Consider the following 24,257-nt stretch of genomic DNA (forward strand, 5'->3'; position numbering starts at 1 on the left):
ATCGTGCATCAGCGTGTGCGCAGGCGTACTGCTCAATCAGACGTTTCGCTGCTCACCCGCTCGATCCGTTTCTCGCGCGCGACGCGCGGCAGCAGCACCTGGCGCGCCCATTGCGCGCAAGGCCGCTCGATGCGCGTCGCGCTGATCCGCGCGGCCACATAGCTCGCGCAGCATGCGAACACGGCGGCGATCATGAATCCGAGCACGGGCACGCGGTGATCGAGCGCATCGAGGGGCGTCTTCAACGCAACGCGCACGGCCAGGATCACGACGAAGCTCCAGATATACAACCCGTAGCTGTTCTGCCCGAAGGCGGCAACGATCCGCGCGCCCGGATAACGGCGCGGCAGTTGCGCGAGCAGCAGCAACAGCGCGGCCGCCGCGCACGCGGCGACGGTCGGCGCGAGCCAGTGCGCCAGACCAAGCCCCGAACCCGTCGCGTACAGCAGCGCGAGTAACGCGGCACAGGCAGCGAGCGTGCACGCGATGCCGAACATCGACAGCTTCATGCCGTCGCGCAACAGAAGCCGCTTGCCATAGCGCGCGAGCACGAAGCCGACGACGAAGCATGGCAGTTGCGTCGGCGGCCAGTAGTAGAGGAACGAGTTGTTTTCGACGGTGCAGACTTCGTCGGTGCAGGCGCCCGCCGTCAGTGCCACGGCGCTGATCACCAGCAGCGCCAGCGACGTGCGCCACAAGCCGCGCCGCGTGCGCGTCGCGATGAAGATGAACGGCGCGAACAGATAGAAGCACATCTCCACGCCAATCGACCATCCGCCCGGCACCACCGTATTGACGGCGCTCGGCACCCACGCATGGATGAAAACGAGATTCGCGACGACATCGCTGACGCCATGTGGCGCTGTGACCTGCGTATCGAAGCGGCCCGCCAGATGATTGCCGAGCGAATACACGGCAATCGCGACGTAATACAGCGGTGCAATGCGAAAGAAACGCTTGATGTAGAAGCGTCGCGCAATCAACGAACGATCGTTGCCGAAGCGCCTGGATTCTTCTTCGAGCGTCAGCATGATCGTCACAGCGCTGATGACGAAGAACAGCTGCACGCCGTATTGCCCCATATCCGACACGGCTTGCAGCCACGCGGGGAGCGCGGGCATGAAGAGCGCGAGATGCACGAGAATCACGCCGACGATAGCGAGCGCGCGGCCGGCATCGAGCGCGGCGACGCGAGCTTCTTCGTGCGCCGCGGCCTTCGAAACGGACGCACTCGCCGCCGCGTTTCCTGACGAGACGTGTGCAGCGACATGCGTAGCCGCGTGCGCGCCAGGCGTCCCCGCCGCGCTCGCGCGGGTCCGCTCCACGCAGCGGCTGCCGATGCGATCAAGCCATGTCAGCGTTCCTGTGAAGCTCACGCAAATCCTCCCCTTGCGAGCCGGATGCTTCGCCCGCCTGCGCGCACGCGACGCGTGCAGCATGCTGCAGCAATGAATGGGCCGGAATCAGGACAGCTGCCCACCGACGGGCATTTCCTCACGCACCGACGCATTGCGTTTGGCCGGGAACAGCGCATTGCGCAGCCGCAGGAACGGATACTCGACGGCACGCGTCATCACGTAGCCCGCGATGATCGCGACGGCAGCCTGCGCGGCCAGCGCGACGAACCAGATCGCGGCGGGCGGCAAGCCAAGCGCCGTCGCCTTGCGGATCACGATGTCGCCGGGCGCGAGCGCGAGCGAATGCCACAGGTAGATACCGTACGAATACACGCCGAGCCACGCAACCCCGCGGTACACGCGCGAAGCGCGCACTTTGCCCGAGTGTTCGAGCATCAGCACGATGAACGCGCAAAAGCCGATCGCCTGAATCGTATAGCCGATGCTTTCGTCGAGCGGCTCGTGCTTCGTCGCGAGCACGAGCCACGCGACCAGCACGGCCACGACGGCCAGCAGCCAACCGGTACGCTTCGCGATGCCTTGATAGACATCGGGCTTCATCCAGTAGATCGCGGCAAGGATCACGCCGTACAGCAAACTGTCGATCCGGTACTGCGTATAAAAAAACGCGGCCTGCAGATCGCCGCCCGCGACTACGAGGCAACGCGCGATCAGCACGATCACGCAGATCCCGCCGAGCACGCTGATGATCGAGCCGGCGCGCATCTTCCAGCGCGCGAACAGCAGCAGCAACGCGGGCAGAAAGAGATAGAAGTGCTCCTCGACGGCGAGGCTCCACGTCTGCGAGATCGACGTGCCGAAGTAGTTCTGCAAGTGCGTCAGGTTCTGCCAGAGAAACGAATCCAGCGGATGACGGCCGACAACCGAATGAAACAGGATCAGCACGTAGTAAGCGGGCCAGATCTTGAACATCCGCCGCACGATGAAGCGGCCCGCGTCGACGTGGCCCTTCTCCGCGTATTGACGCAGCAGCAGCCCGCCCACCAGAAAGCCGCTCAGCGTGAAGAACAGGTTCACGCCCTCGCGGCCGAAGTTCTTCAGCGGATACTCGATGATCGAGATCAGCGCGCTGCCCGTATGATTCACATGAAAGTGGTAGCCCATCACCGCGATGATCGCGATGCCGCGTACGAAGTCGAGTTCGACCGACCTGCCTCGCATCATCGATTGCGCGCTGCCGAATAGCTTCATGCCCGTTCCCCTTCGACGTCGTTTGCTGGTCTTGATTGTGAGCCGCCACGCGGAGAGCCACTGCCTTTCGTACCTTCAGTGCCTGACGCATTCAGATGCATGCAAACATGCGTCGACAGGCACTTTTCGCACGATATTCCAGCCATGTTGCTTGCTCGGACGCGCACTCGCACGCCAAGTTGCTGTCCTTGTCGGACAGCCGGGCTGCGCGCGCCGAACCGTCTGACCAGAGGCTTTTGGCGCATCGTTTGACCCCGCCAGAACCCAGGCGTATTACGCCTGCGCCGGACTTCACGCAAGGCGCTCCATTTATATTCAGACTGAACAGTGACGCGCGTCGCGCTGCCACGATGAACATCGCACCGGGAGAGGGAGAATCGTCGATGCGCAACAAGTACGCTACGTTGTGGATCTGGATGTGCTTGTGCCCACTCGCGCTCGACTACAAGGCACCGGACGCGGATTCGGGCCATGCAGCGCAGATCCTGCTCGTCGCGCCGACTTTCGCCGCTGCGCTCGCGCTGATTTTCATCGCGCCGCGCTTTCGGGACGCGTCGCCGTTGCGCCGCTTCGTCACGCTTTGCCTCGTGTTGAGCGTGCCCGGCAGTCTGATTTCGCAGATGGTGCAAGACAACGACTTCGGCAACTATCTACGCGTCGTGTTGCCATTTCTGCTGTTCCTGCTCGGCTACGCGGTGGCGTGCCATCCGTGGCATGAAAACCGCATCGGGCAGATGGAAAAGGCGCTCTTCTGGGCGAACCTCATCTGTCTGGTCTTCACGTTCGTCTTCGGCATTGCGACGGGCGGCGGACTGGGCGGTATCGCCGACGTGCGCTTCCGTATCGTCTCGGTGACCCTGCTCGGGCTGCAAGGCGTACTGCTGCACGAATTCGTGCTCGCGCGGCGCTTTTCGCCATTCATGCTCGCAGTGTTTCTCGGTACGGTGCTCGTCGAGCTGTTGAGCGTGACGCGCAGTCTGCTGGTCGGCACGGTGTTGCTGTTCATGCTGGCCGCGTGGATGAGCGCGCCGTCGCTGCGTTACCTGCTGCGCTCGGCCATTCGTACGTTCATCGTGAGTATCGTGCTCGGCGCGATGGGCGCGCTCGCGATACTGAGCATGCCGTCCGTCAGCGAGCACTGGATGCAGCGCTTCACGGCCGCCTCCAATACGCAGACGGGCAAAGACCCGACGACGATCACGCGTCTTGCCGAAATCAAGGACCAGTTCGATCAGGTCACGTCGTCGACGCAATCGCTGCTGCTCGGCGAGGGCTACGGCCATTACTACCGCTATTCGCCGCAATATCTGCCCGATCTCGCGGGACAGATCAGCGAAAAGGACTTCTACGCGATCCGCGAATGGGCGGCGGGCCACAACTTCTGGATTTATCAGCTGTTCGCGGGCGGCCTGCTGTTCGGACTCGCGCTGCCGCTCGCCGTCCTCTTCACGCTGGGACACTGCACGCTCGCCTACCGACGATGGCGCGCAAAAAGCCCCGGTGCGCCACTTCTTCCCGTGTTCGGCCGCTCGATCCTGCTGCTTGCCGCGCTGCCTGCCACGTCGATCGGCGGCAATCCACTCGGCCCGCGTTTCTCGGGACTCGTATTCGGCGTCGCGCTCGGTTTGACGGTCGCGACGTATTGTCGTTTGCATCGACAGCTGGACGCCAAGGCGCGCCTGAAAGTCGAGCCCGTGACGCCGCCGCCATCGGCGCGCGCGACGGCCGTCGCGCAGAAACCGCCGACCCAGCCGCCCGTCCAGCCGCCCCGCCCCGCGCCGTTCGCGTCGGCTGCCGCGCGAGGCACGCTGAAAGACGCAACAGGGTCAGAACCGTACGACGCAGACCGCACACGCGATCTGCGTCAGCGAGGCATGCCGGCGTCCGCGTGACGTGCGCTCCGGCGCATGTCGTGCATCACGCGGATCGTCTCGTTTCATCGCCCGGCTGCGCCGGTCCTTTTCGCACTACGCCGTGTTATTCGCCAATGAAAATTCTTCATCTACTTTCGACAGTCGACCCACGGGCAGGTGGACCGACTGAAGGTGTACGACAGAGCGGCGTCGCGATGGCGGCGCTGGGTCACGAGATCGAGGTCGCGTCGCTCGATGCCGCCGATGCGCCGCATGTCCGCGACTTCCCGTTGCCCGTGCATGCGCTCGGTCCGGGACGCAACTACTACGGCTTCACGCCCGATTTCGTGCCGTGGCTCGCACGCGAGGCGCAGCGCTTCGACGCGGTGATCGTGCATGGACTGTGGCAATACCATGGCTTCGGCGCATGGCGCGCGCTGCGCGCGTCGAAAGTGCCGTACTACGTGTACACGCACGGCATGCTCGATCCGTATTTCAAGCGCACGTATCCGCTCAAGCATCTGAAGAAGTGGGCGTACTGGCCGTGGGCGGAATATCGCGTGCTGCGCGACGCGGCCGCCGTGATTTTCACCACGGAGGAAGAGCGGCTGCTCGCGCGGCAATCGTTCTGGCTGTATCGCGCGAACGAACGCGTCGTGCCGTTCGGCACCAACCCGCCGCCGCCGCATGCACAGGCGCTGCGCGAAGCATTCTGGAGCGCTTATCCGCAGCTGCGCGGCAAGCGGATCGTGCTGTTTCTCGGGCGCATCCACGAGAAAAAGGGCTGCGATCTGCTGATTCACGCCTTCGCCGATCATGCGCAGCGCGACCCGGATGCGCATCTCGTGATTGCGGGTCCCGATGCGACGGGCTGGCAGCGGCCGTTGCAGGCGCTCGCGCGCTCATGTGGAATCGAAGAACGGATTGCGTGGCCGGGCATGCTGCAAGGCGATCTGAAATGGGGCGCCTTCTATGCGAGCGATGTGTTCGCGCTGCCGTCGCATCAGGAGAACTTCGGCGTGGCCGTCGCGGAAGCGTTGGCGTGCGGCCTGCCCGTGCTGCTGTCGGACAAGGTCGGCGTGTGGCGCGAAGTGGAAAACGACCATGCGGGCTTCGTATCGAGCGACACGATCAACGGCATGCAGCGCAATCTGCTGAACTGGCATACGCTCGACGCCGCCGCGAAGGGGAACATGCGCGAGCAGGCGCGCAGGACGTTCGACGCGCGCTTCGGTATCGAGAGCATGGTCGATTCGTTGACTGCGCTGCTCCAACCGCAACCTGCCGTTGTGACTCGCAGCGCCGATCAGCAGTCGCCGCAGAACACGCCTGGTGCGATGCCGAGGAAGGTGCCGGCGCAGAGGGAGCCGTCGGTGAATTGAGAGTTGCCGTGACCACGCTATGGGCCAGGATCGGTAACGCGATCCTGGCCCATTTCTTTCAGTTCCCGCCTATTCGCTTCCCTATACCCCACCCGATTGATTTCTTCTGGCGATTTCCCTTCGAACTATCGCGACCTCAACTAATCCATCGTTATCCTGAAAATAGGGGTTCGTGACGTGGGTTGATTGGTGACGTTGCTTCGATTTACTATGCACCGGCCTCTGCGTCGCCAATAGTAAAGGCACCCCACATCAACACGTCTCGACGTTCAGGATCTTCTGATGACACATGACATTTTCTTAAGAATTCAAGGCATCGACGGAGAATCACAAGACGCGAGCCACACAAATGAAATCGATGTGCTCGACTGGACGTGGAAGGTGACACAGCAGTCAAGCATGATGTCCGGTTCGGGGGGTGGCGCAGGGAAGGCGACTGTATCGGACCTTGAATTTACACATCAGATTGACAAGGCAAGTCCCAATCTTGCCCGGTACTGCTTTACAGGTACCCACATCCCCGACGCCAGGCTGGTCATGCGTAAGACAGGCGGTGTCCCACACGAATTTCTACGCATCACGATGTACGACGTACTCATTTCACACGTCGAACCGTTTGTTGACGAGAACGGTGCTATCGAATGCGTGCGACTGTCCTTCGCGCGAATGAAAAAGGAATACGCTCTTCAAAATGCGTTGGGGGGCAATGGCGGGACCGTTACTGCGTTGTTTGATGTCAAACAGAACGTTACGCGGTGAGGCGCTTGTGCATGAGTGACAACACTTATAAGTTTCAAGACCACTACAACCTGTCGCCGCCTGAATTGTTCCTTTTCATCGCGTTGGATCAAACAAAAAGGCAGCTGGGCTTTGCCGACCTTGCAGCAGTTGCAACATGGCTTCTTGGTGTCAACGACGTTCCCGTTCCGGGGAAACCCATTACCGCAACGCCGGGAACATCCGTGATGTCTCTGTTCTTTCGAAACGTCATCACGAAAAAGACGAAAATGCCGCTCCCAACCTTGACGATGAAAAGCTTCAGCACCAAGGGAGTCAGGCTTATTTACACGCGTAGCCTCGGGGCTTTCATCGGTCGTGCCATTCCCGTTGTTGACCTGATGTTCATGGGCTATGATGCGACCCTCATCATGTACCGTTCCGTGCAAAGGTACAACGCAATGGTCAAACGGGAAGACCAGCTTGGATGATCCTCTCTGGAAAGAACTGACCGCCTTCACGCGCGAAGAAGTCGGTGGGACCCGGCTGTTCGGAAAAGAGCCGACGCTCACGCCGTCAACGCGCATTCTCGATGACCTTCGTATCGATGGCGTCGACGCGATTGAGTTTGTTGACAAGCTATTCGAAAAATTCGCCGTCGAGGGCGATTTTCCTTATGCGCGCTATATCGGTCCCGAAAGCCCGGCCAATATCCTTTGCGCAATCCCCGCGCTGATTTGCGGCTTGTTCAACCGCAACCGCCCGCCGCACCCCGATGAACACCCGCTCACGCTCGGGATGCTTTACGAAGCGATGCGGGCCGGCCGATGGGATACCAAAGAGGTTGAAGCGAATCAAAGAAAGGCTTCATAGGAGGCAAGGACCTTCGCCTGCCAACCTGATCAGCCGGTATGCGATGCGGGGGCCGCAGAAGCACAACTGCGCCGCCCTCAGATCGCCTCATTCCCCCCAGCCCGAACCAGCGACTGTGCCGCAATCGGCAGCTTGCCCAATTCGGCGTTCGACACGCCAAACCGCATGCTCCCGGCCGCCTCGCCGATCGGCAGTATCGTCGCCGTATCAGGCTTGCCGAGCCGCTGCGCGAGATGCTCGCCCAGCCGCAATGCGAGCGCCGAGATCGTGATCGTCGGGAAGTTGGCGCCGACCGTCGGAAACACCGAGCTTCCCGCGACATACAGATTGCTCATGCCATGCATCTTGCAGTCGCGGTCCACAACGCCTTCGCGCGCTGAATCGTGCATCCGCGTCGTGCCCATGTGATGCCACGTGCCTTCGAGCTTCGACGGCAACGACGCGCGGCCTTCGAGTGGCTCGTCGAGCTCGACGTCAGCGACGCCCATCATCTTCAGTTCGTCGGCGAGCAGCTGGAACGTTCGGTCGAACGTGCGCTGCACCAGTTCCGTGAGACGCCAGTCGACTTTCACGCGCGGCAGGCCAAGCGCATCCTTGCGATCCGATAGCGTGACGCGGCTGTCGCGGTTCGGCTCCGCTTCGACGATCGCCTGCAGCTTCACGTCCGAAATCAGCGCACGCAATTGCAGCAGACGCGTGAGACCGAAGCCGACGGTATCGACGGGATGCGCGGCCATCGTCAGATAATCGTCGCGCGCGCGGCGGCCCGGCTGTTCCTTGCGATGCAGCGCCTCGCGGCAGCGGATCAACGCTTCCGATCCCGCACTGCCTTCACCGAAGAAACGCGAGAAGAACCATACGCGCGAATTGAGCAGCTTCTCGCGCTTGATGACGTCGTGCGTCAGCGCGAACTGCGACGAGATATGCGTGCCGTGCGCCGCGACGGCGGCGTTCTGGTAGTGATACTTGATGTCGTACAGCTTGTTGCGCGACCATTCTTTCGTGAACTTCACCGTGCCCGTCATCAGGCGCGGATGATCCATGAAGAAGCGGCCCACCAGATCGTGCCCGTTGCCGAGTCCCGCTGCCTGCACCTTGTTCGACGCGAGCAGCAACCGCGCGTTCTCGATGCCGCCTGTCGCGAGCACGAACACCTTCGCGTTCACGCGAAAGCGCTTGCCCGTCAGCGTCGCGACATCGACGCCCGTGACTTCGGACGCCTGCGCATCGGAGTCGATATTCACGACGTTCGCATGCAGGAACACGCGCACCCGTTCCGAGCGCCGCAATACCTCGCGATACACCTTGCCGAAGCGCACAGGCGGGCTGAACTGCGAAACGGTGTCGCGCACGTTGCCCGACATCATCGGATAGCGCCGCACGTCGGTCCGGTTGATCTGTTGCTCCCACCACGCGGGGTCGAAATTGTGCGGGCCGAGCTTGAGCAGCGCATGGGTGCGCAGATAATACGGCGCAAGCTCTTCGAGGCCGAATGGCCAGCCGCTATGCGCGACCCAGTCCTTCTTGTCGAAGTCCCACGGATCGAGCGGACGGCACCAGCCGCCCCAGCAATTGCTGCTGCCGCCCAGATAGCGGCTGCGGCAGCCGTCCGCAAAGGCGTACGGAATCCCGACGTTCTCGCCGCGATAGAGATCGCGCGTTTCGTCGTCGGCCTTGTAGCCGCCACTTTCGAGCACGCAGCAGTCGATGCCCGCGCGTTCCAGTTCCATCGCGAGCGTGATACCCGCGACGCCTGCCCCGATGATGCATACCGTCGTCGACACAGCGACGCCCTGTTCGACACTGCGGGTATCGATAAACATCCCCTGCTCCCAGCTTGTGTTCTGTTCGTACCTTGTACGGCCGCGTCCAGCTTCGACCGTTCTGGCCCCCCGCCGAGCATGCGAGCCAGGCTCGTCATGCGTCAACGCCCTGTGGGTTTGCACGAGCGGGGCGTTTGCGCACGCATACTGTATTCCCGCGCCAGCCAGTGCTTACGTAGGATGATGGCTCTGCGTAAGGCAGTTCATCCGCCAACTTCGCGCTTCCGGCAGACAGAACCATGCATCCGATGCCAGTTACGAGGGGCTTCCCACATCCGTGTCGAAACGCTTGCGAATAAAGCGGCAAGGATTGCCGCCATATACGCCTTCCGCGTCGAGCGAGCGGTGCACGACGGATAGCGGGGTCACGACAGCCGACCGGCCGATCGTCACGCCCATCTGCACGACGCACTTCGATGAAATCCACGCGCCGTCCTCGATGACGATGGGCGCGACGCGCAAATCCATGTTTGTTCGCATCTCATGCGAGCCCGCGCTCAGAAAGCTTCCTTGCGATATGCAGACATTCGAGCCGATGTGAATGGGCGCCTGGTTGTAGATCCATACGTCGACGCCGAACCAGCAGTTGTCGCCCACGGTGAGATTCCACGGCGCCTTCACCCGCACGGGATGCACGAAGCGGCAGTTCGCGCCGATCTTCGCGCCGAACAGCCGCAACAGCGCCACGCGCACCGACGACACGGGCAGCAGCTTGTTGTTGATCACGCACGCCTCGATGAAGAACCAGATCAGCTCGACCAGGAAACCGCGCGACGCGACGTAGTTGCCCTTGCCCGCCAGGCTCAGGTCGATCACGCGGCCCGGCGCAGAGGGCGGTGCAGGCGGCGTGGCATGCGGGTCTTTCGTGCTCGCGGCCCGATTGTCCGCAGCACGATCGTCCGCGGCCCGTCCGATCGTGGAGCTGATCGTGTTGTCCATAGTTCTTCTCCAGTCGATGAACGCGCCTCGCCGTCCGTCCGGTGCTTCAGCCCTTGTAGCCGCTTGGCGCGCCCTGTTCTGATCGATTATCTGGCCCATGCGCGCTGATGGACGGCCGCTGTCCGCGCCGTGCGGAGTTTTGGCGGATCGAAGCAGAGTGTCCGTATCACCATGGCAGCATGGCTTCATGACGTTTGCAGGAGGAAGACGACAATGGCTGCTCATCTCCGCTCGCGGCAACGCCCGGCGCGCGTGCATCCGTTGCGCGTCGGACTGCGCTCGCGCGTGCTGCTGCTCGCCGCCGCGCTGGCATCGGCGCTCGCGCTGATGCCGCACGCGCACGCGCAGGACAATCCGGCGCAAGGCAACGGCCAGAATGCCGCCGCGCCCAAGGGCAACGCCAACGCCAATCCCAATGGCGCGCCGGCGCGCAAAACGGCTTCGCAACGCTCGCAGGAGGACGCGCAGCGTCTGCTCGGCGGTCCATCGGCGACGCTTGGCGGCTATGACCCCGGCGGCGCGACGCCCGATTCGCAACGCGATGCGCTACTCAACAGCGAGCGCATGCGCGTCGCCAAACCCAACACGCAGGCAATGGGCGGCCCCACTGCCTTAGGCGGCGGCGCGGCGCCCGCAGGTGGTGGCGCGATCCGGCGTCCCGCACGAGGCGCGGCGGCAGGCGGCGGTGCTGGCGATAACGGCGGAGCGGCGGGTGCCGCGGCACAGCGCGCCGCAGCCGTGAATGCCGCCAACGCGGGCGGTGGTGCCACGGTGTACAGCAGTCCGTATAGCGAACGAGCGGGCCGGGAAGTATTCAAATCGCCCTGGTGAATCCGTCGCTTCCACAACGTAAAAAACCGAAGGGCCGAATCCGAACCGCTAAACACGGTTCGCATCCGGCCCTTCGTCCCTGCCCGCGTCGATGACGCGCGTCACTCCACTTCCGACTCCTCGACCCGCGCCGACAAGATGGGCTGATTCGCCATCGACGTGGCCGCCGGCTTCGCGCCCGGTACGGCAGCGCCCGTCAACAGAGCGAGGCGCGTATCGAGCGTGAGCAGCGTCGAGAGCGGCGACAGCATCGTCTCCGCGTAACGCCGCCCTGCCGCGCCAATGGCAGCGCGTCGCGCGCCGTCTTCGGCGAGTGTCGCGATTGCGTCGACGAGTTCCCCTGTGTCCTCGGGCGGCACGATCATGCCGTTGTTCGACACGGCTTCGTAGAGCGCCGTGCCGGGGCGCGCCATGGCAATCACCGCGCCGCCGCTCGCGAGCATGCCCGTCAGCTTCGACGGCATCACGAGATCGGCTGCATCGCCGCGCTGGGGCAGCACGTGAATATCGGCGACATTCAACAGCTCGTTCAGCGATGACGCCGGCTGCAGCGGCAGGAACCGGCAGTTGGACAAACCCTCGCAACGCTTGAAGAGATCGTCCCGCGCCGCGCCGGCGCCGCAGAACACGAAGGTGATGTCGTCACGCGCAGCAAGCGCGCCCGCAGCGTCCGCAAGCGTCTCGAGACCCTGCTTCGCCCCCATGTTGCCCGAGTACAGCACGACCGTATTGGTGGCGGGAATGCCGAGCGTCTCGCGGTATTCGCTCACGCGACCCAGCGGAAAGATGTCGCGCGTGTCGACCCAGTTCGGCAGGAACTCCGTGTTGGCCGCGTCGACGCCTTTGCCGACCGCGCGCTCGACCATCTGGTTCGTGATCGACGACACGACGTCGAAGCGCTTCAGGACGAGCCGCTCGATCCCATATGCGATGCGCGCGGCACGCGCGCTCTTCAACAGGCCGAGATCGAAGGCGGCATCCACTTCGTAGTCCTGGACATGCAGCCACGCTTTCGCGCCCGTCACGCGTGCGAGCGCCAGCGCGCCCGGCGCGCAGGCCATGGTGGGCGCAATCAGCATCACGGCGCCAGGGCGCCAGGTGATTTGCCTCGCGAGCAACGGCAGCGACGACAGCGCGAACGACGCGAGATGCAGCATCCGCTTCAGGCCGCTTGGCTTTGGCGGCACCCACAACGGTGCGCGCCAGATGTGCACGCCGTGCATGATGTCGCGCCGATAGCGCCACATCGAGTAGCCGCTCGCGACCTTCCAGTCGGGATAGTACGGGGGCGCGCACACGACGCGCACTTCATGACCGCACCCGGCCAGCATCTGCGCCATTTCGGCCGTGTACTTACCCGCGCCCGAAAGCTCAGGCGCGTAGTTGAGACCATAGATCAAGATCTTCATATTTGACTTCCACGACGACTATCCGTCATGCGGCAGCGCACCGCGCTACGCCCTCCCCCAGCTCCCGACACGGCCCGGCACGCTCACGCCGAGACCGCGCGTTTTCTTCCCCCCGTCTCAAGTACCCAGCATCAATGCACAGCCGCGCGCGATATTGGCCGCCGCCGACGGCGGATCGAAACGCCGGATCACGTCCATGCAGCGTTGCGCCGATGCTTGCGCGTCGGCGAATGCTTCCGTTGCCTTCAGCAGCGTGCGCTGCAGTCCCGCGCCGTCGCCCGCCGTGAACGCGTAGCCACTCACGCCTTCGTGCACGAGCTCGGGCACGCAGCCGCAGCTCTCGCTGACCACCACGGGACAGCCATGCGCGAGCGCCTCGTTGACGACGAGTCCCCACGGTTCGCTGCGGCTCGGCAGCACGAGGCAGGTCGCGCCGTAGTATTCGCGCGACAGCGGTTCGTCCTGCAGACTGCCGACGAACGTGATCGAGCGATCCAAACCCAGCTCGCTGACGCGCTTGCGCAAGTCGCGTTCGAGCGGTCCCGTGCCGACGATGCGCAACTGCGGATCGGGCAGGCGCTTCGCGATGCCCGCAAACGCGTCGATCAGCGTGGTAATGCCCTTCTCTTCCGACAGCCGCCCGACGAACAGAAACACAGGCGCGTTGCCCGCGCGGTACTGCATGCGCTCGGCGAGCGCGCGCTCGGGCGAGAACGTGACGGGCAGCGCGGCCGCCTGACACGGAATGAAAATCTTGTCGCGCTTCGCGCCCAGCGACACCAGATAGTCGCGGCTGCGTTCGCCGAAACCGAAGTAGCCGTCGCACAGCGCGAAGAACACGCGCTTCGGAATCGACGTCAACAGACGCTTCGGACGATCGCGCGCCGTCGAATCGCAGAACACGGCGCGCCGTTTGCCCATCACGACGCACGCGGCGAGCATCGCCCAGTATTCGGGGCGGTGATAGCCGGGCAGCACGATCAGGTCCGACTTCGCCTTCACCACTTCCCAGACGAGACGCTTCGTCAGTTGCCAGCGCGGCACGTCCTCGTAGCAGCCGTCGAAGAGCTTGTGCATCGGGTAGCGGTGAAACGAATAGTCGACGTCCGAGAAACCAATCCGATCATGTTCCGTGTCCGCGATCTGCACCATCGAGTAGCGGATCGCGCCCGATGCCGAGATGCTGTGCAACGCGGAGAACACGGCGCCCTTGTGCCGTGACCACACAACGTTATGAAAGATCGTGACTGACGCACTCATTTCTTACAGTCCTTATTCAAGCGAAACTGTCGTTTCTCCCGGAAAAAAGAACGGACGTCACCCTAATCCCGGTCCCGGGCAACGTCCGTCACCAGGAGCGGTTCATCAGGCACGCGCGGCCATCGCGAACGAAGGCGCAGCGTATTTTTCTCCGTGCTTGTCTCCGAAAGTGTCTCCGTACTTCTCCTCATACTTCGCGGCGAATTCGCGATACGTATTCGCGATCCCATCCGCGAGACCAATGCTCGCGCGCCAGCCCATCTGCGCCAGCTGCGACACGTCGAGCAGCTTGCGCGGCGTGCCGTCGGGCTTGCTCGCGTCGAACTGCAACTGGCCGTCGAAACCCACTACATCGCAGATCGTCTGGGCGAGTTCGCGAATGCTCAGGTCCTCACCGACGCCGACGTTGAACACGCCCGTATTGATGTCGTGCTCGAGCACGAAGAGCGTTGCCGCCGCCAGATCGTCGACATGCAGGAACTCGCGACGCGGCGTGCCGCTGCCCCACACGGTCAGCGATTCGTCGCCGTGCAGACGCGCCTCGTGCGCCTTGCGGATCAGCGCGGGCAGCACGTGGCTGTTCTTCAGGTCGTAGTTGTCGTTCGGACCGTAGAGGTTCGTCGGCATCAGCGCGACATAACGCGTGCCGTACTCGCGGTTGTACGCGTCGCACAGCTTGAGACCGGCGATCTTCGCGATCGCGTACGCGTCGTTGGTCGGCTCCAGTTCCGAGGTCAGCAGATACGATTCGCGGATCGGCTGCGGACACAGCTTCGGATAGATGCACGACGAGCCGAAGAACACCAGCCGGTCGACGTTCGCGCGATACGCCGCGTGAATCACGTTGGTTTCGATCACGAGGTTCTCGTAGAGAAACTCGCCGGGCTGCGTCGCGTTCGCCAGAATGCCGCCGACGCGCGCCGCCGCGAGTAGCACGACGCCGATCTGCTCGCTTTCGAAGAAGCGGTTCACGGCCGCCTGGTCGGTCAGGTCGAGTTCGGCATGCGTGCGCGTGACGAGGTTGCGATAGCCGCTCGCCTCGAGCTTGCGCACGAGCGCCGAGCCGACCATCCCGCGATGCCCTGCGACGAAAATGCGTGCGTTCTTGTCCATGGGCGTCACTCGTGATGTTCCAGCGCCTTGAAGCCGGCCAGCGTGACGAGCGCATCGCGCCGCGCAATCTGGTAATCCGACAACACCATTTCCTTCACGAGCGACTCGAACGACGTGGTCGGCTTCCAGCCCAGCTTCTGGTGCGCCTTCGACGGGTCGCCGAGCAGCGTCTCCACTTCCGTCGGACGGAAGTAGCGCGGATCGACGCGCACGATCACATCGCCCGGCTGCACGCGCAATTCATTGCGGTTGCGGCGCTCGACATGTTCGACGATACCCACTTCATGCACGCCCTCGCCTTCGAAGCGCACCGCGATGCCGAGCTCCGCCGCCGCGCGCTGCACGAACTCGCGCACGCTGTACTGGACGCCCGTCGCGATCACGAAGTCTTCGGGTACTTCCTGCTGCAGCATCATCCATTGCATCTCGACGTAATCGCGCGCATGGCCCCAGTCGCGCAACGCCGAGAGATTGCCGAGATACAGCTCTTCCTGCAGACCAACCGCGATACGCGCGATGGCCCGCGTGATCTTGCGCGTCACGAAGGTTTCGCCGCGCACGGGCGACTCGTGATTGAACAGGATGCCGTTGCACGCGTAGATGCCGTACGCTTCGCGATAGTTGACCGTGGTCCAGTACGCGAACAGTTTCGCGACGGCATACGGGCTGCGCGGATAGAACGGCGTGGTCTCGCGCTGCGGCACTTCCTGCACGAGGCCGTAGAGTTCCGACGTCGATGCCTGATAGAAGCGCGTTTTCTTCTCGAAGCCACAGATGCGGATCGCTTCAAGAATGCGCAGCGTGCCGAGGCCGTCGGCATTGGCCGTGTATTCCGGTTCTTCGAACGACACGGCAACATGGCTCTGCGCCGCGAGGTTATAGACTTCGTCCGGCTTGACGCGCTGGATGATGCGCGTGAGGCTCGTCGAATCGGTCAGGTCGCCGTGATGCAGTTGCAGGCGCTGGTCCGGGTCGTGCACATCGCGGTAAAGGTGGTCGATCCGGTCGGTGTTGAACAACGACGAGCGACGCTTGATGCCATGCACCTCGTAGCCCTTGTCGATCAACAGCTCGGCCAGATATGAGCCGTCCTGGCCGGTAATGCCGGTAATCAAGGCAACCTTTCGAGTCATCGTATTCTCCTTGGTGGAACTGAGCGGGCGCTTTGACGCCTCACTCCGGACCCATGCGTTTAGCCTGCGATACTCTCGTAACCGTAATAGCCGCCGCGATAACCCGAGCCGATGAAAGCGCCCGCCTGCGGCACGTCGGTCAACAACACCCCCTGCAAATCCACGCCGCCATTGCGCAGGCGCTTCGCCGTTTCAGCGAGCTCGCCCACCGGATGACGACCATGGCGAATCACGAGCAACGTCGTCCCGACGTGCTTGCCGATCACGGTCGAATCGGTGACGGCGAGCACAGGCGGCGTATCGATGATGATGAAGTCGTATTGCTTCTTCAGTTCCTCGAGCATCGTCTCGAAGCGCTTGCTCATCAGCAGTTCCGAGGGATGCGAAGGCAACGAGCCCTTGGTGAGCACGTCGAGGCCCGGCAGCACGTCGCGCTGGATCGACGATTGCAGATCGCCGCCGCGCAGCACGTCCGAAAGACCCGGCTGATGCTGCAGGCCGAAGTGCGAGTGCACGTCGCCGCGCCGCATGTCGCCGTCGATCACCAGCGTGCGTTTGGCCGTCGAGGCCACCAGCGCCGACAGGTTCACCGACAGGAACGATTTGCCGGCATCCGGGCGCGAGCCCGTCAGCATCACGACGTTGTTCTGCTTGTCGTCGACGGACAGCTGCAGCGAGGTGCGCAGGTTGCGCACCCCTTCCACGGCGATATCCTGCGGCGCCTGCTCGGCGAGCACGTGCAGGCCGCGCCGGCGCATCATCACGTCCTGTTGCAGGCGCAGTTGCTGCTCGCTGCGCGGCACCACGGCAAACACGGGCACGCCCAGCGCGGCTTCGAGTTCGTCCGGACGTTCGACGCCGCCATACAGCGTCTTGCGAACGAACGCGAACACGATGCCGATGAACAGACCCGCACCGAAGCTGATCAGGATCACGAGCACGCGCTTCGGACGCACGGGGTCGTCGGCCGATTCGGCGAAGTCGACGATGCGCACGTCGCCCACCTGGCCCGCCTTCGCAATGCGCAGCTGCTGCGCGCTGTTGAGCAGGTTCGTGTACAGCTCGGTATCGACATGCACGTCGCGCAACAGGCGCAGGGCCGTCTGCTCGGTATCGGGCAGCGTCTGCACGCTCTTGCCCATCTTCCCGAGATTGCCTTGCAGCGCGGCGATTTGCGCGTCCAGTGCGGCGACGGCCGGGTGATTCGCGGTAAAGCGTTGCGACATTTCCGCGCGCTGCGTTTGCAGGTCGACGAGTTTGGTCTTGTTATCGACGATCTGCTGCAGCAGCAGCCGGCTTTCTTCGCTCAGATCGACAGTGCCGTGCTGATTGCGGAACGTGTTGTAACGCTGCTCGGCGGCATCGAGTTCCTTGCGCAGCTGCGGCAACTGCTGGTCGAGGAACGCCAGCATGTGCTCGGCTTCCGTCGAACGGCTTTCGACGTCCTGGCGGATGAACTCGCGCGCCATGCTGTTCATGATGTCGGCCGTGAGCTTCGGATCGTGGCCTTCGAGGCTCGCGCGGATCACGCCCGACTGCAGCGTCGATTCGCCGATATCCATCGCCTTCTGCAGCCGCTCGACCGTGGTCAGCGTGGACCCGCGCGTCAGGTCGTAACGCGTGCCCGGCGCACCCGTCATTTCATCGACACGCAGCGTGATCGGGCCGGCCGGCGTTTCACGCACGACGTTCTCGCCGACGCGCCCTTCGAGAATCGCGACGCCATCGGGATTGTTCAGCACGAAGTCGCCATTCTGTCCGGCGATCAACGTGAAGTCCTTGTCGTACATATCCTTCGCCGTGTCGAAGCGGGACACCTTGATGCTCTCGTTGCCCCACGCGTAGCTCGGCAACTGCAGCGCCGGCGGCAGCTTGATGCCCCACTTGCCGTTCATCAGCGGCGCGAGCAGCCCGCCGACGAAAGGCAATGTGTGCGGCCGCGCAGCGATGTCGAGGTGCAGCGACTTGACGGTCTCTTCGGTCACGAGCCGCGACTTCATCAACTCGATCTCGGCTGCCGTCGACGGCTTCGTGTCGAACATGCCTGTCAGCGGTTGCAGGCCGTCCTGCTTGTTGTTGTTTTCGGCCTTGTCGACCACATGGAACAGCACGTCCGCACGATAGACGGGCGTCGCGATGAATGCATACGCGGTGCCCAGCGCCGTGATGGCCAGCGTGATCATCAGAATGGAGCGCCAGTTCGCGATGATGGCCTGCAGATAGTCCGTCAGGTGCATCTCGTCCGAACTGACATCCGTATAACGATTGTCAAAGTTGATAGCCATTTGCTTGATCCATCAAAGACCGACTGTGTCGAAAGCGTTGCGTTGTTTCACCCCGTTAATGCATAACGCATACCTGCTGCTTACTTCGCGAGCAACGCAGCCGTCACACCGGCGTTGATTGCCGGCAGGAGCAGTGTCAACACGCGGTTGAAACGCACGAGGCTGTTGTTGTCGACATAGACGACATCCTTCGGCTGCAGCTCGAACTGGTTCGCGAGCAGCATCGAAACGGGTGAGGTCGTGTCGAGGTGATAAATCTCCGGCTTGTCGCTCGTCGAATTGCGGATGACGAAGGTCTGCTTTGCGTCGGCCGTATTCGGGTTGAAGCTGCCCGCCTGAGAGAGCGCTTCCGACAGCGACAGCTTGCCGTCGCGCATCGGCAGGATGGTCGCGGGCTTGTTCACTTCGCCCATCAGATAGATGCCGTTCTCTTCGCGTGCCGGCACGCGCAGCATGTCGCCCGGTTGCAGGTAGATCGAGGTCGGTGCGCGGCCGCGCTTGATCAGGTCGGGCACGTTCAGGTCGTAGGTCACGCCGTTGCGCACGAGTTCGAGACGACCCTGGTCCGCGTTCGGCGTGAAGCCGCCCGTACGGTTGATCGCTTCCGTCAGCGACATGGGGATGTCGTTGACCTGTGCCGGCCCCGGTGCGTGCACCTCGCCGTCCACATACACTTGCGACGAACGGAACGACGAGACGCGCACCGTCACTTCAGGCTTCGAATACACCACGCTCAACTTTTTATACAGCTCTTTCTGCACGGACGCCGCGTCCTTGCCGCCCACGTGCAGCGTGCCCGCATACGGGAACTGGACGTTGCCGTCGGCATCGACGAGAAAGCCGAGCCCCGGATCGTTCTTGCTGCTCGATGCCTGCGGCTGTCCAAGCGCGGCGGCCAGTTCGGGGTGATCCCAGACGGTGATCTGCAATACGTCGCCCGGACCGATCTTGTAGACGGGCGGCTTGTTGCTGAAGAGTCCGACCGTTTGCTGGCTCAGATCGGTCGTCTGGCCCTTCATCTTCCGCACCAGCGACAGATTGATGTCGGTGATGGGGATCTGGATCTGCTGCTCGGCCTCGGTGCTGTACTCGCCGCCCGTGTCCGGCAGCGCGGCAGGCGTGATCATCCGTTGTCCGGGTGCGAGACCGCAGGCGGAAAGCAGCAACGTCATCGACAGCACTAACGGCGCGTACACGCCTGTTCGAATGCGGTTCATGGCAGTTCCTCCTAACTCGGGAGCTTGGTCCTTGTTCATTGGCTTGCTCCCCGTCTCAATACGCGTTGGTATGAATAAAGCCTTTGACGATCGTGGCGCCGATAATCCGCATATCGAGCCAAAACGTCCAATGCCCCAGGTAATACAGGTCATGCGCGACCCGCCGCTCCATCTTTTCGATGCGATCGGTTTCGCCGCGAAAGCCGTTGATTTGCGCCCAGCCTGTGATACCCGGCTTGATCCGGTAACGATGGATATAGCCGGCCACGACCTTCTGATACAGATCGTCGTGTTCGAGTGCGTGCGGGCGAGGCCCGACCACGGACATGTCGCCGCGCAGCACGTTGAAGAACTGCGGCAGCTCGTCGAGACTCGTGCGGCGCAGGAACGCGCCGACCCTGGTGATACGCGGATCGCCCTTGGTGGCCTGGCTGACCTTGCCGGCTTCCTCGGTGTGCACGCGCATCGAGCGGAACTTGTAGATCTTGAAGACGCGGCCGTCGGCGCCCTTGCGCTTCTGCCGGAAAAACACGGGACCGGGCGACGTCACCTTCACGGCAATCGCAATCGCGATCAGCAGCGGCGCGAGTCCGATGATGGCGGCCGCGGCAAACACGCGGTCGAACAGGTCCTTCTTGAACAGCGCGCGCGACGACAGCGGCGAGGCCACGAGGTTGATCGCGGGCACGCCGAGCAGCTCGATCACGCTACTGGTGTCGAACAGCGCGAGGCTGCGCACGTCCGGCATGAAGCGGATGTTCACGAGATCGTTGCGAAACTCGGTGACGAGACGAAAGATCGTGCGCTCGTCGGTGAGCGACAGTGCGAGCCAGAGTTCATGCACGTCGTTGGCGCGTACGTAGTCGGCGAACGCCGCCTGCGAATCGAAGCAGGTCACGCGCGGGTTGGTCAGCGGCGATTCTTCGGGGTGCGTGTTGAGTACCGCCGTCGCGCGAAAGCCCGTGGCCGGCTGCGATTCGACGCGGCGCAGAATCTGGTCGCAATGGCCGCCGCTGCCGACGATCGCCACCTGATGCAGGTTCCAGCCGAGGCGCCGGGCGCGGGCCAACACGGCATGCGCGATCAGCCGCCATGCGATCAGCAGGCCGCCCGCCATCGCCGTCCAGTAGGCGAACCAGAGGCGCGACACGATGTCGATCCGATGCAGCGAATACATCAGCGCGAGCGCGCAGCCCTGCACGACCAGCCAGGCGAGCGCGACCTGGCCGGCGAGCGCGAGCTTCGAGCGGCCGCGCCACGATACATAGACGCCGAACGCCGGGAACATCGCCAGCGCGAAGGCCGCAGAAAAGAGTACGAACGCGTCGTAGAAGCCGCGCTGTGAAAATTCGTCGAAGCGGATCTGCGATGCGACGATGGCGCCTAAGAGTATCAGCGCCACGTCCGCCACCCGCGCGAAAAAGTCCTGTAAGTCCCGCATAATCGTTCACCCTGCCATTCGTCGTTCGTTAACTGCTCTCCGGGTGTTGCGTAGGGTGTTGCATGTCACGCCGCCGCGCGCCTAACTCGCGGAGTGAGTCGGGCCGTGCCCCGTGCCCTGACTCTGGTTCTGGCTCTGGACCTGAAGCGGGCCCGCGCCCTGCAACTGCTTCGGGTCATGCGCCTGTTCGCAGCGCCCGTACGTATCGTCGAAGCGCACGATGTCGTCTTCGCCGAGATACGAGCCCGACTGCACCTCGATGATTTCAAGCGGCACCTTGCCCGGGTTCTCGAGCCGGTGGCGCACGCCGAGCGGAATGTAGGTCGATTCGTTTTCCGTCAGCAGGAACTGCTCGTCGCCGCGCGTGACCAGCGCCGTGCCGCGCACGACGATCCAGTGCTCGGCGCGATGGTGATGCAGTTGCAGCGACAGCTTCGCGCCCGGCGTCACGACGATGCGCTTCACCTGGAAGCGGTCGCCGTGATCGATCGAGTCGTAGAAGCCCCACGGGCGGCGCACCTTGCGATGCGCGTCGGCCTCAGGGGCTTTCTGCGCCTTGATGCGCGCGACCAGCCCCTTCACGTCCTGCACGCGCGAGCGGTCGGCGACGAGCACGGCGTCGGCCGTTTCGACGACCACGACGTTCGTCGTGCCGACACACGCGACGAGCCGTCCCTCCGAATGTGCATAGCTTGACACCGCGCCTTCGAACATCACGCGGCCACGTCCGACGTTGCCCGCTTCGTCCTTCGGCTGCGCGGCCCACACGGCGTCCCACGAGCCGAGATCGGACCAGCCCGCGTTGAGCGGCACGACGACGCCCGTCGGCGTCCAGCCGGACGTGGCGTTGAGCCGCTCCATCACCGCGTAGTCGATCGAATCGGACGGCGAGCGCGTGAATGCGTCCGCCGCGGGGCGGAACGTGGTGCCGTCTGTCTGCCCCTGGACGAACGACGCGAGACACGCCGCGTGCATATCGGGTTGTAGCGATTGCAGCGCCGCTAGCCACACGCTCGCGCGCACGATGAAGATGCCGCTGTTCCACCAGTACGTGCCCTGCGCGAGGTATTGCTTCGCGAGTTCGGCAGCGGGCTTTTCGACGAAACCATCGATCTCGCGCGCATCGTCGTCGAGCTTCTTGCCGACGCGGATATAGCCGAAACCTGTTTCCGGCGCGTTCGGCGGCACGCCGAGCGTCGCGATCGAGCCGCGCTGCGCATGGCGCGCGGCAACTTCGAGCGCACGCTGTAGCGCGGGCACGTCGCCAATCGCGTGGTCGGACGGCATCACGACCAGAATCGCGTCGTCGCCGTTCGCGCAGGCGAGCGCTGCCGCCAGCGTGAGCGCGGGTGCCGTGTCGCGTCGCGCCGGTTCGACCACGAGACGCGGCGTGCAGGCATTGCACGTCAGCTGCTCGGCGATCACGAAGCGATGCTCTTCACCACACACGACGATGGGCGAATTCGACACGGTCCAGCCAGCGGGGAAACCTTCCATCCGATGCGCGGTGTCCTGCAACAGCGACTCCGAACCGACGACGCCGATCAGCTGCTTCGGAAAGTTTTCACGCGACATCGGCCACAGCCGCGTGCCCGATCCGCCCGCCAGAATCACCGGGACGATCTGCGTGCACGCCGCCAGCGCGCTGGCAGGTTCCGCCGCATTCGCCGCCCCATTCGTCGGATTGTTATGGTCCGTCAACATATATGCACTCCTTAATGTCCGCCACTGAACGCCTGGCATGGAGACCTGAAACACACTGCGGATCGTGGCCGGGGACTAGATGCCGGCTTCGCGCCGGGTCTTCATCCGGTATTCCGTCGGCGAGACTTTCATCCGCTTGCGGAAGATCTTGGCCAGACGATCGCCGTTGCCCATTCCCGTGCGCCGCGCAATCTTGTCGACGGGCAGTTCGGAATCGGTCAACAGGCTGCACGTAATCGCGAGCCGTGCGTGCAACAGGTAGTCGGACGGAGTGACGCCCACTTCCATCTTGAAGCGACGCAGAAAATTGCGTTCGCTCATTGCGGCCACCTGGGCCGCATCCGCGATCGAGATCGACCGCTGGCAGTTCTCCTGTAACCAGCGCGCCGCGGCGCGCACCTTGTCTGCGGGACTCTTGCCCGTGCTGTCGCCCAACAGCGACATCAGGCTGTCGCCGGCGTCGGGCATCAGGCGTTCGGCGACGTTGCGCGCGACATCGATGCCGAGGTCGCGCTTGATCAGCATCAACGCGCTTTTCATCGATTCGAGACGATCGTTCGCTTCGCTACCGTTACGTTCATCGCGTTCTTCGCGCACGTTATAGCTGCCGAAGTCGCGTTGCTGAATACCGTTGATACAGGCCGCTTCGAGCAGCGAGCGTCCTTCGCCGATCGGACGCACGGTGCTGGTGTTCGCATGCACACGCCGCAGCCAGGCAATGAGCCGTTCGTCGCGGGCCGCGGCACGCGCACCCTTGCCGCCAGCGACGAAAAGCGCATCGAAGCCCATGTAATGACGCGCATCGAGTCCATCCGTCCAGACCCGAATGGACGACGAGCACGTGATGTTGCCGCCCGCAGCCGAGAGAAAACTCACGTCATACGTCCAGCTGTGACTGGCGGATGAAGACAGTTCGTTAGCAGCGTGAAAAACTTCAGCGACGATGCCTGCGCCAAGAAGGGAACAGCCGTCGAAAAGCAGAATTGCAATGTGGCGTGTAGCGGCTGCGTAGTGCGCGCTGCGCTCAGGCGCTCGTACCCAGCCAACCATCGGAGATTCTAGACTTGCATACGCCATGACTCTTCCCCCTTGACCATTCCGGTGTGGAAAGAACTAGTTAAATGCGTGCGATGTGCAGTGCATCATACGCATTAAAAAAACAATCCCGGCGGCTACTGACTGAAACTGACGATGTATTGGCGTATTCGGTCCGGTGAACGATAACCGGCTTTCAGCCCGCATTTAACAATCACATAAACCGATTATTACGGGCCCGTATTCCACTGCTAATTCGCCATTTCATAAGACGAACCGCAATCACGCCTCAAAAGCCGCACCGGGCTTGACACAAAGCCTTACAAATTGTTGCAAATACATTTTCTTCATACCAATAAAACAGCAATTTTTTCGGCTTTACATTTAAGGGACGCAATACTTACCAGACGCGTACCTGGTTATCCCAATTTCCGATCCAATTGCCAGTTTGCTAATATGAAATGACGGCTTTATTGATATGATGAAATTCGCGCGCACAACTGCACGAATTAGGAATTATAAGAAGGGAAATGACAGTTCAAATAATTTCTTCTATTCCTTTTTGAGTGGCGCCATAAATAAATCAATTAATGTTTCAAACACGAAACATTGGGCCCCAGGGCGAGGCGCAAT

Annotated in this window: 19 protein-coding genes; 6 read left to right on the forward strand and 13 right to left on the reverse strand. The window is 62.8% G+C overall.

Features of this window, described 5'->3' with window-relative positions; translation table 11 throughout:
- Positions 1-32: 32 nt before the first annotated feature.
- Complete coding sequence (locus tag PPGU16_RS13200; RefSeq protein ID WP_180720379.1) at positions 33-1,376, reverse strand: acyltransferase family protein; 1,344 nt, start codon at positions 1,374-1,376, stop codon at positions 33-35.
- 87 nt (positions 1,377-1,463) lie between these two features.
- A complete protein-coding gene (locus tag PPGU16_RS13205) occupies positions 1,464-2,609 on the reverse strand; it encodes an acyltransferase family protein (RefSeq protein WP_180720380.1) in 1,146 nt (381 codons plus the stop codon).
- A 383-nt stretch (positions 2,610-2,992) separates the two neighbouring features.
- Here PPGU16_RS13205 and PPGU16_RS13210 point away from each other — a divergent pair, with 383 nt between their 5' ends.
- The 5 genes from PPGU16_RS13210 to PPGU16_RS13230 all read left to right on the forward strand — a co-directional run bounded on the left by PPGU16_RS13210 (position 2,993) and on the right by PPGU16_RS13230 (position 7,434).
- Entirely contained in the window at positions 2,993-4,501 is a 1,509-nt protein-coding gene (locus PPGU16_RS13210) for an O-antigen ligase family protein (protein WP_180720381.1), read from the forward strand.
- Positions 4,502-4,596: 95 nt separating this feature from the next.
- Positions 4,597-5,844: a glycosyltransferase gene (locus PPGU16_RS13215; protein ID WP_180720382.1), complete on the forward strand. Its 1,248-nt coding sequence runs from the start codon at positions 4,597-4,599 to the stop codon at positions 5,842-5,844.
- A gap of 282 nt (positions 5,845-6,126) precedes the next feature.
- The gene (locus PPGU16_RS13220; RefSeq protein WP_180720383.1) at positions 6,127-6,603 is read left to right on the forward strand and encodes an Hcp family type VI secretion system effector; all 477 of its coding nucleotides are present in this window, start codon (positions 6,127-6,129) and stop codon (positions 6,601-6,603) included.
- 11 nt (positions 6,604-6,614) lie between these two features.
- Positions 6,615-7,052, forward strand: a complete 438-nt coding sequence (locus PPGU16_RS13225) for an STM2901 family protein (RefSeq protein WP_180720384.1) — start codon at positions 6,615-6,617, stop codon at positions 7,050-7,052.
- A complete protein-coding gene (locus tag PPGU16_RS13230; RefSeq protein ID WP_243460544.1) occupies positions 7,045-7,434 on the forward strand; it encodes a DUF1493 family protein in 390 nt (129 codons plus the stop codon). The genes PPGU16_RS13225 and PPGU16_RS13230 overlap by 8 nt, the downstream gene beginning before the upstream one ends.
- Positions 7,435-7,511: 77 nt before the next feature.
- Here PPGU16_RS13230 and PPGU16_RS13235 read toward each other — a convergent pair whose 3' ends face one another.
- The gene (locus PPGU16_RS13235; protein WP_180720385.1) at positions 7,512-9,257 is read right to left on the reverse strand and encodes an FAD-dependent oxidoreductase; all 1,746 of its coding nucleotides are present in this window, start codon (positions 9,255-9,257) and stop codon (positions 7,512-7,514) included.
- A gap of 255 nt (positions 9,258-9,512) precedes the next feature.
- On the reverse strand, positions 9,513-10,196 hold the full coding sequence (locus tag PPGU16_RS13240; RefSeq protein WP_180720386.1) for a DapH/DapD/GlmU-related protein: 684 nt from the start codon (positions 10,194-10,196) through the stop codon (positions 9,513-9,515).
- A gap of 213 nt (positions 10,197-10,409) precedes the next feature.
- Between PPGU16_RS13240 and PPGU16_RS13245 the strand changes: the two genes are divergently transcribed.
- Positions 10,410-11,027: a hypothetical protein gene (locus PPGU16_RS13245; protein WP_180720387.1), complete on the forward strand. Its 618-nt coding sequence runs from the start codon at positions 10,410-10,412 to the stop codon at positions 11,025-11,027.
- A 101-nt stretch (positions 11,028-11,128) separates the two neighbouring features.
- Here the strand turns inward: PPGU16_RS13245 and PPGU16_RS13250 are convergent, their stop codons facing one another.
- From PPGU16_RS13250 to PPGU16_RS13290, 9 genes are all read right to left on the reverse strand, one after another.
- On the reverse strand, positions 11,129-12,436 hold the full coding sequence (locus tag PPGU16_RS13250) for a glycosyltransferase WbuB (RefSeq protein ID WP_180720388.1): 1,308 nt from the start codon (positions 12,434-12,436) through the stop codon (positions 11,129-11,131).
- 117 nt (positions 12,437-12,553) lie between these two features.
- Positions 12,554-13,696: a glycosyltransferase family 4 protein gene (locus PPGU16_RS13255; protein ID WP_180720389.1), complete on the reverse strand. Its 1,143-nt coding sequence runs from the start codon at positions 13,694-13,696 to the stop codon at positions 12,554-12,556.
- A gap of 105 nt (positions 13,697-13,801) precedes the next feature.
- Entirely contained in the window at positions 13,802-14,809 is a 1,008-nt protein-coding gene (locus tag PPGU16_RS13260; protein ID WP_180720390.1) for a GDP-L-fucose synthase family protein, read from the reverse strand.
- A gap of 5 nt (positions 14,810-14,814) precedes the next feature.
- Positions 14,815-15,942, reverse strand: coding sequence for a GDP-mannose 4,6-dehydratase (gene gmd / locus PPGU16_RS13265; protein WP_180720391.1), 1,128 nt, complete (start codon positions 15,940-15,942; stop codon positions 14,815-14,817).
- A 59-nt stretch (positions 15,943-16,001) separates the two neighbouring features.
- The gene (locus tag PPGU16_RS13270) at positions 16,002-18,227 is read right to left on the reverse strand and encodes a polysaccharide biosynthesis tyrosine autokinase (protein ID WP_180720392.1); all 2,226 of its coding nucleotides are present in this window, start codon (positions 18,225-18,227) and stop codon (positions 16,002-16,004) included.
- An 80-nt stretch (positions 18,228-18,307) separates the two neighbouring features.
- The gene (locus PPGU16_RS13275; protein WP_180720393.1) at positions 18,308-19,444 is read right to left on the reverse strand and encodes a polysaccharide biosynthesis/export family protein; all 1,137 of its coding nucleotides are present in this window, start codon (positions 19,442-19,444) and stop codon (positions 18,308-18,310) included.
- Positions 19,445-19,499: 55 nt separating this feature from the next.
- Positions 19,500-20,885: an undecaprenyl-phosphate glucose phosphotransferase gene (locus PPGU16_RS13280; RefSeq protein ID WP_180720394.1), complete on the reverse strand. Its 1,386-nt coding sequence runs from the start codon at positions 20,883-20,885 to the stop codon at positions 19,500-19,502.
- 81 nt (positions 20,886-20,966) lie between these two features.
- A complete protein-coding gene (locus tag PPGU16_RS13285) occupies positions 20,967-22,589 on the reverse strand; it encodes a mannose-1-phosphate guanylyltransferase/mannose-6-phosphate isomerase (protein WP_180720395.1) in 1,623 nt (540 codons plus the stop codon).
- Positions 22,590-22,664: 75 nt separating this feature from the next.
- The gene (locus PPGU16_RS13290) at positions 22,665-23,666 is read right to left on the reverse strand and encodes a GlxA family transcriptional regulator (protein ID WP_036002896.1); all 1,002 of its coding nucleotides are present in this window, start codon (positions 23,664-23,666) and stop codon (positions 22,665-22,667) included.
- Positions 23,667-24,257: the final 591 nt, after the last annotated feature.

This window comes from Paraburkholderia largidicola (genome assembly GCF_013426895.1).
Lineage (GTDB): Bacteria > Pseudomonadota > Gammaproteobacteria > Burkholderiales > Burkholderiaceae > Paraburkholderia > Paraburkholderia largidicola.

Coding starts and splice junctions, on each gene's coding strand:
- PPGU16_RS13205 (WP_180720380.1), bottom strand. CDS start 2,609: ATGAAGCTATTCGGCAGCGCGCAATCGATGATGCGAGGCAGGTCGGTC.
- PPGU16_RS13210 (WP_180720381.1), top strand. CDS start 2,993: ATGCGCAACAAGTACGCTACGTTGTGGATCTGGATGTGCTTGTGCCCA.
- PPGU16_RS13215 (WP_180720382.1), top strand. CDS start 4,597: ATGAAAATTCTTCATCTACTTTCGACAGTCGACCCACGGGCAGGTGGA.
- PPGU16_RS13220 (WP_180720383.1), top strand. CDS start 6,127: ATGACACATGACATTTTCTTAAGAATTCAAGGCATCGACGGAGAATCA.
- PPGU16_RS13225 (WP_180720384.1), top strand. CDS start 6,615: ATGAGTGACAACACTTATAAGTTTCAAGACCACTACAACCTGTCGCCG.
- PPGU16_RS13235 (WP_180720385.1), bottom strand. CDS start 9,257: ATGTTTATCGATACCCGCAGTGTCGAACAGGGCGTCGCTGTGTCGACG.
- PPGU16_RS13240 (WP_180720386.1), bottom strand. CDS start 10,196: ATGGACAACACGATCAGCTCCACGATCGGACGGGCCGCGGACGATCGT.
- PPGU16_RS13245 (WP_180720387.1), top strand. CDS start 10,410: ATGGCTGCTCATCTCCGCTCGCGGCAACGCCCGGCGCGCGTGCATCCG.
- PPGU16_RS13250 (WP_180720388.1), bottom strand. CDS start 12,436: ATGAAGATCTTGATCTATGGTCTCAACTACGCGCCTGAGCTTTCGGGC.
- PPGU16_RS13255 (WP_180720389.1), bottom strand. CDS start 13,696: ATGAGTGCGTCAGTCACGATCTTTCATAACGTTGTGTGGTCACGGCAC.
- PPGU16_RS13260 (WP_180720390.1), bottom strand. CDS start 14,809: ATGGACAAGAACGCACGCATTTTCGTCGCAGGGCATCGCGGGATGGTC.
- gmd (WP_180720391.1), bottom strand. CDS start 15,942: ATGACTCGAAAGGTTGCCTTGATTACCGGCATTACCGGCCAGGACGGC.
- PPGU16_RS13270 (WP_180720392.1), bottom strand. CDS start 18,227: ATGGCTATCAACTTTGACAATCGTTATACGGATGTCAGTTCGGACGAG.
- PPGU16_RS13275 (WP_180720393.1), bottom strand. CDS start 19,444: ATGAACCGCATTCGAACAGGCGTGTACGCGCCGTTAGTGCTGTCGATG.
- PPGU16_RS13280 (WP_180720394.1), bottom strand. CDS start 20,885: ATGCGGGACTTACAGGACTTTTTCGCGCGGGTGGCGGACGTGGCGCTG.
- PPGU16_RS13285 (WP_180720395.1), bottom strand. CDS start 22,589: ATGTTGACGGACCATAACAATCCGACGAATGGGGCGGCGAATGCGGCG.
- PPGU16_RS13290 (WP_036002896.1), bottom strand. CDS start 23,666: ATGGCGTATGCAAGTCTAGAATCTCCGATGGTTGGCTGGGTACGAGCG.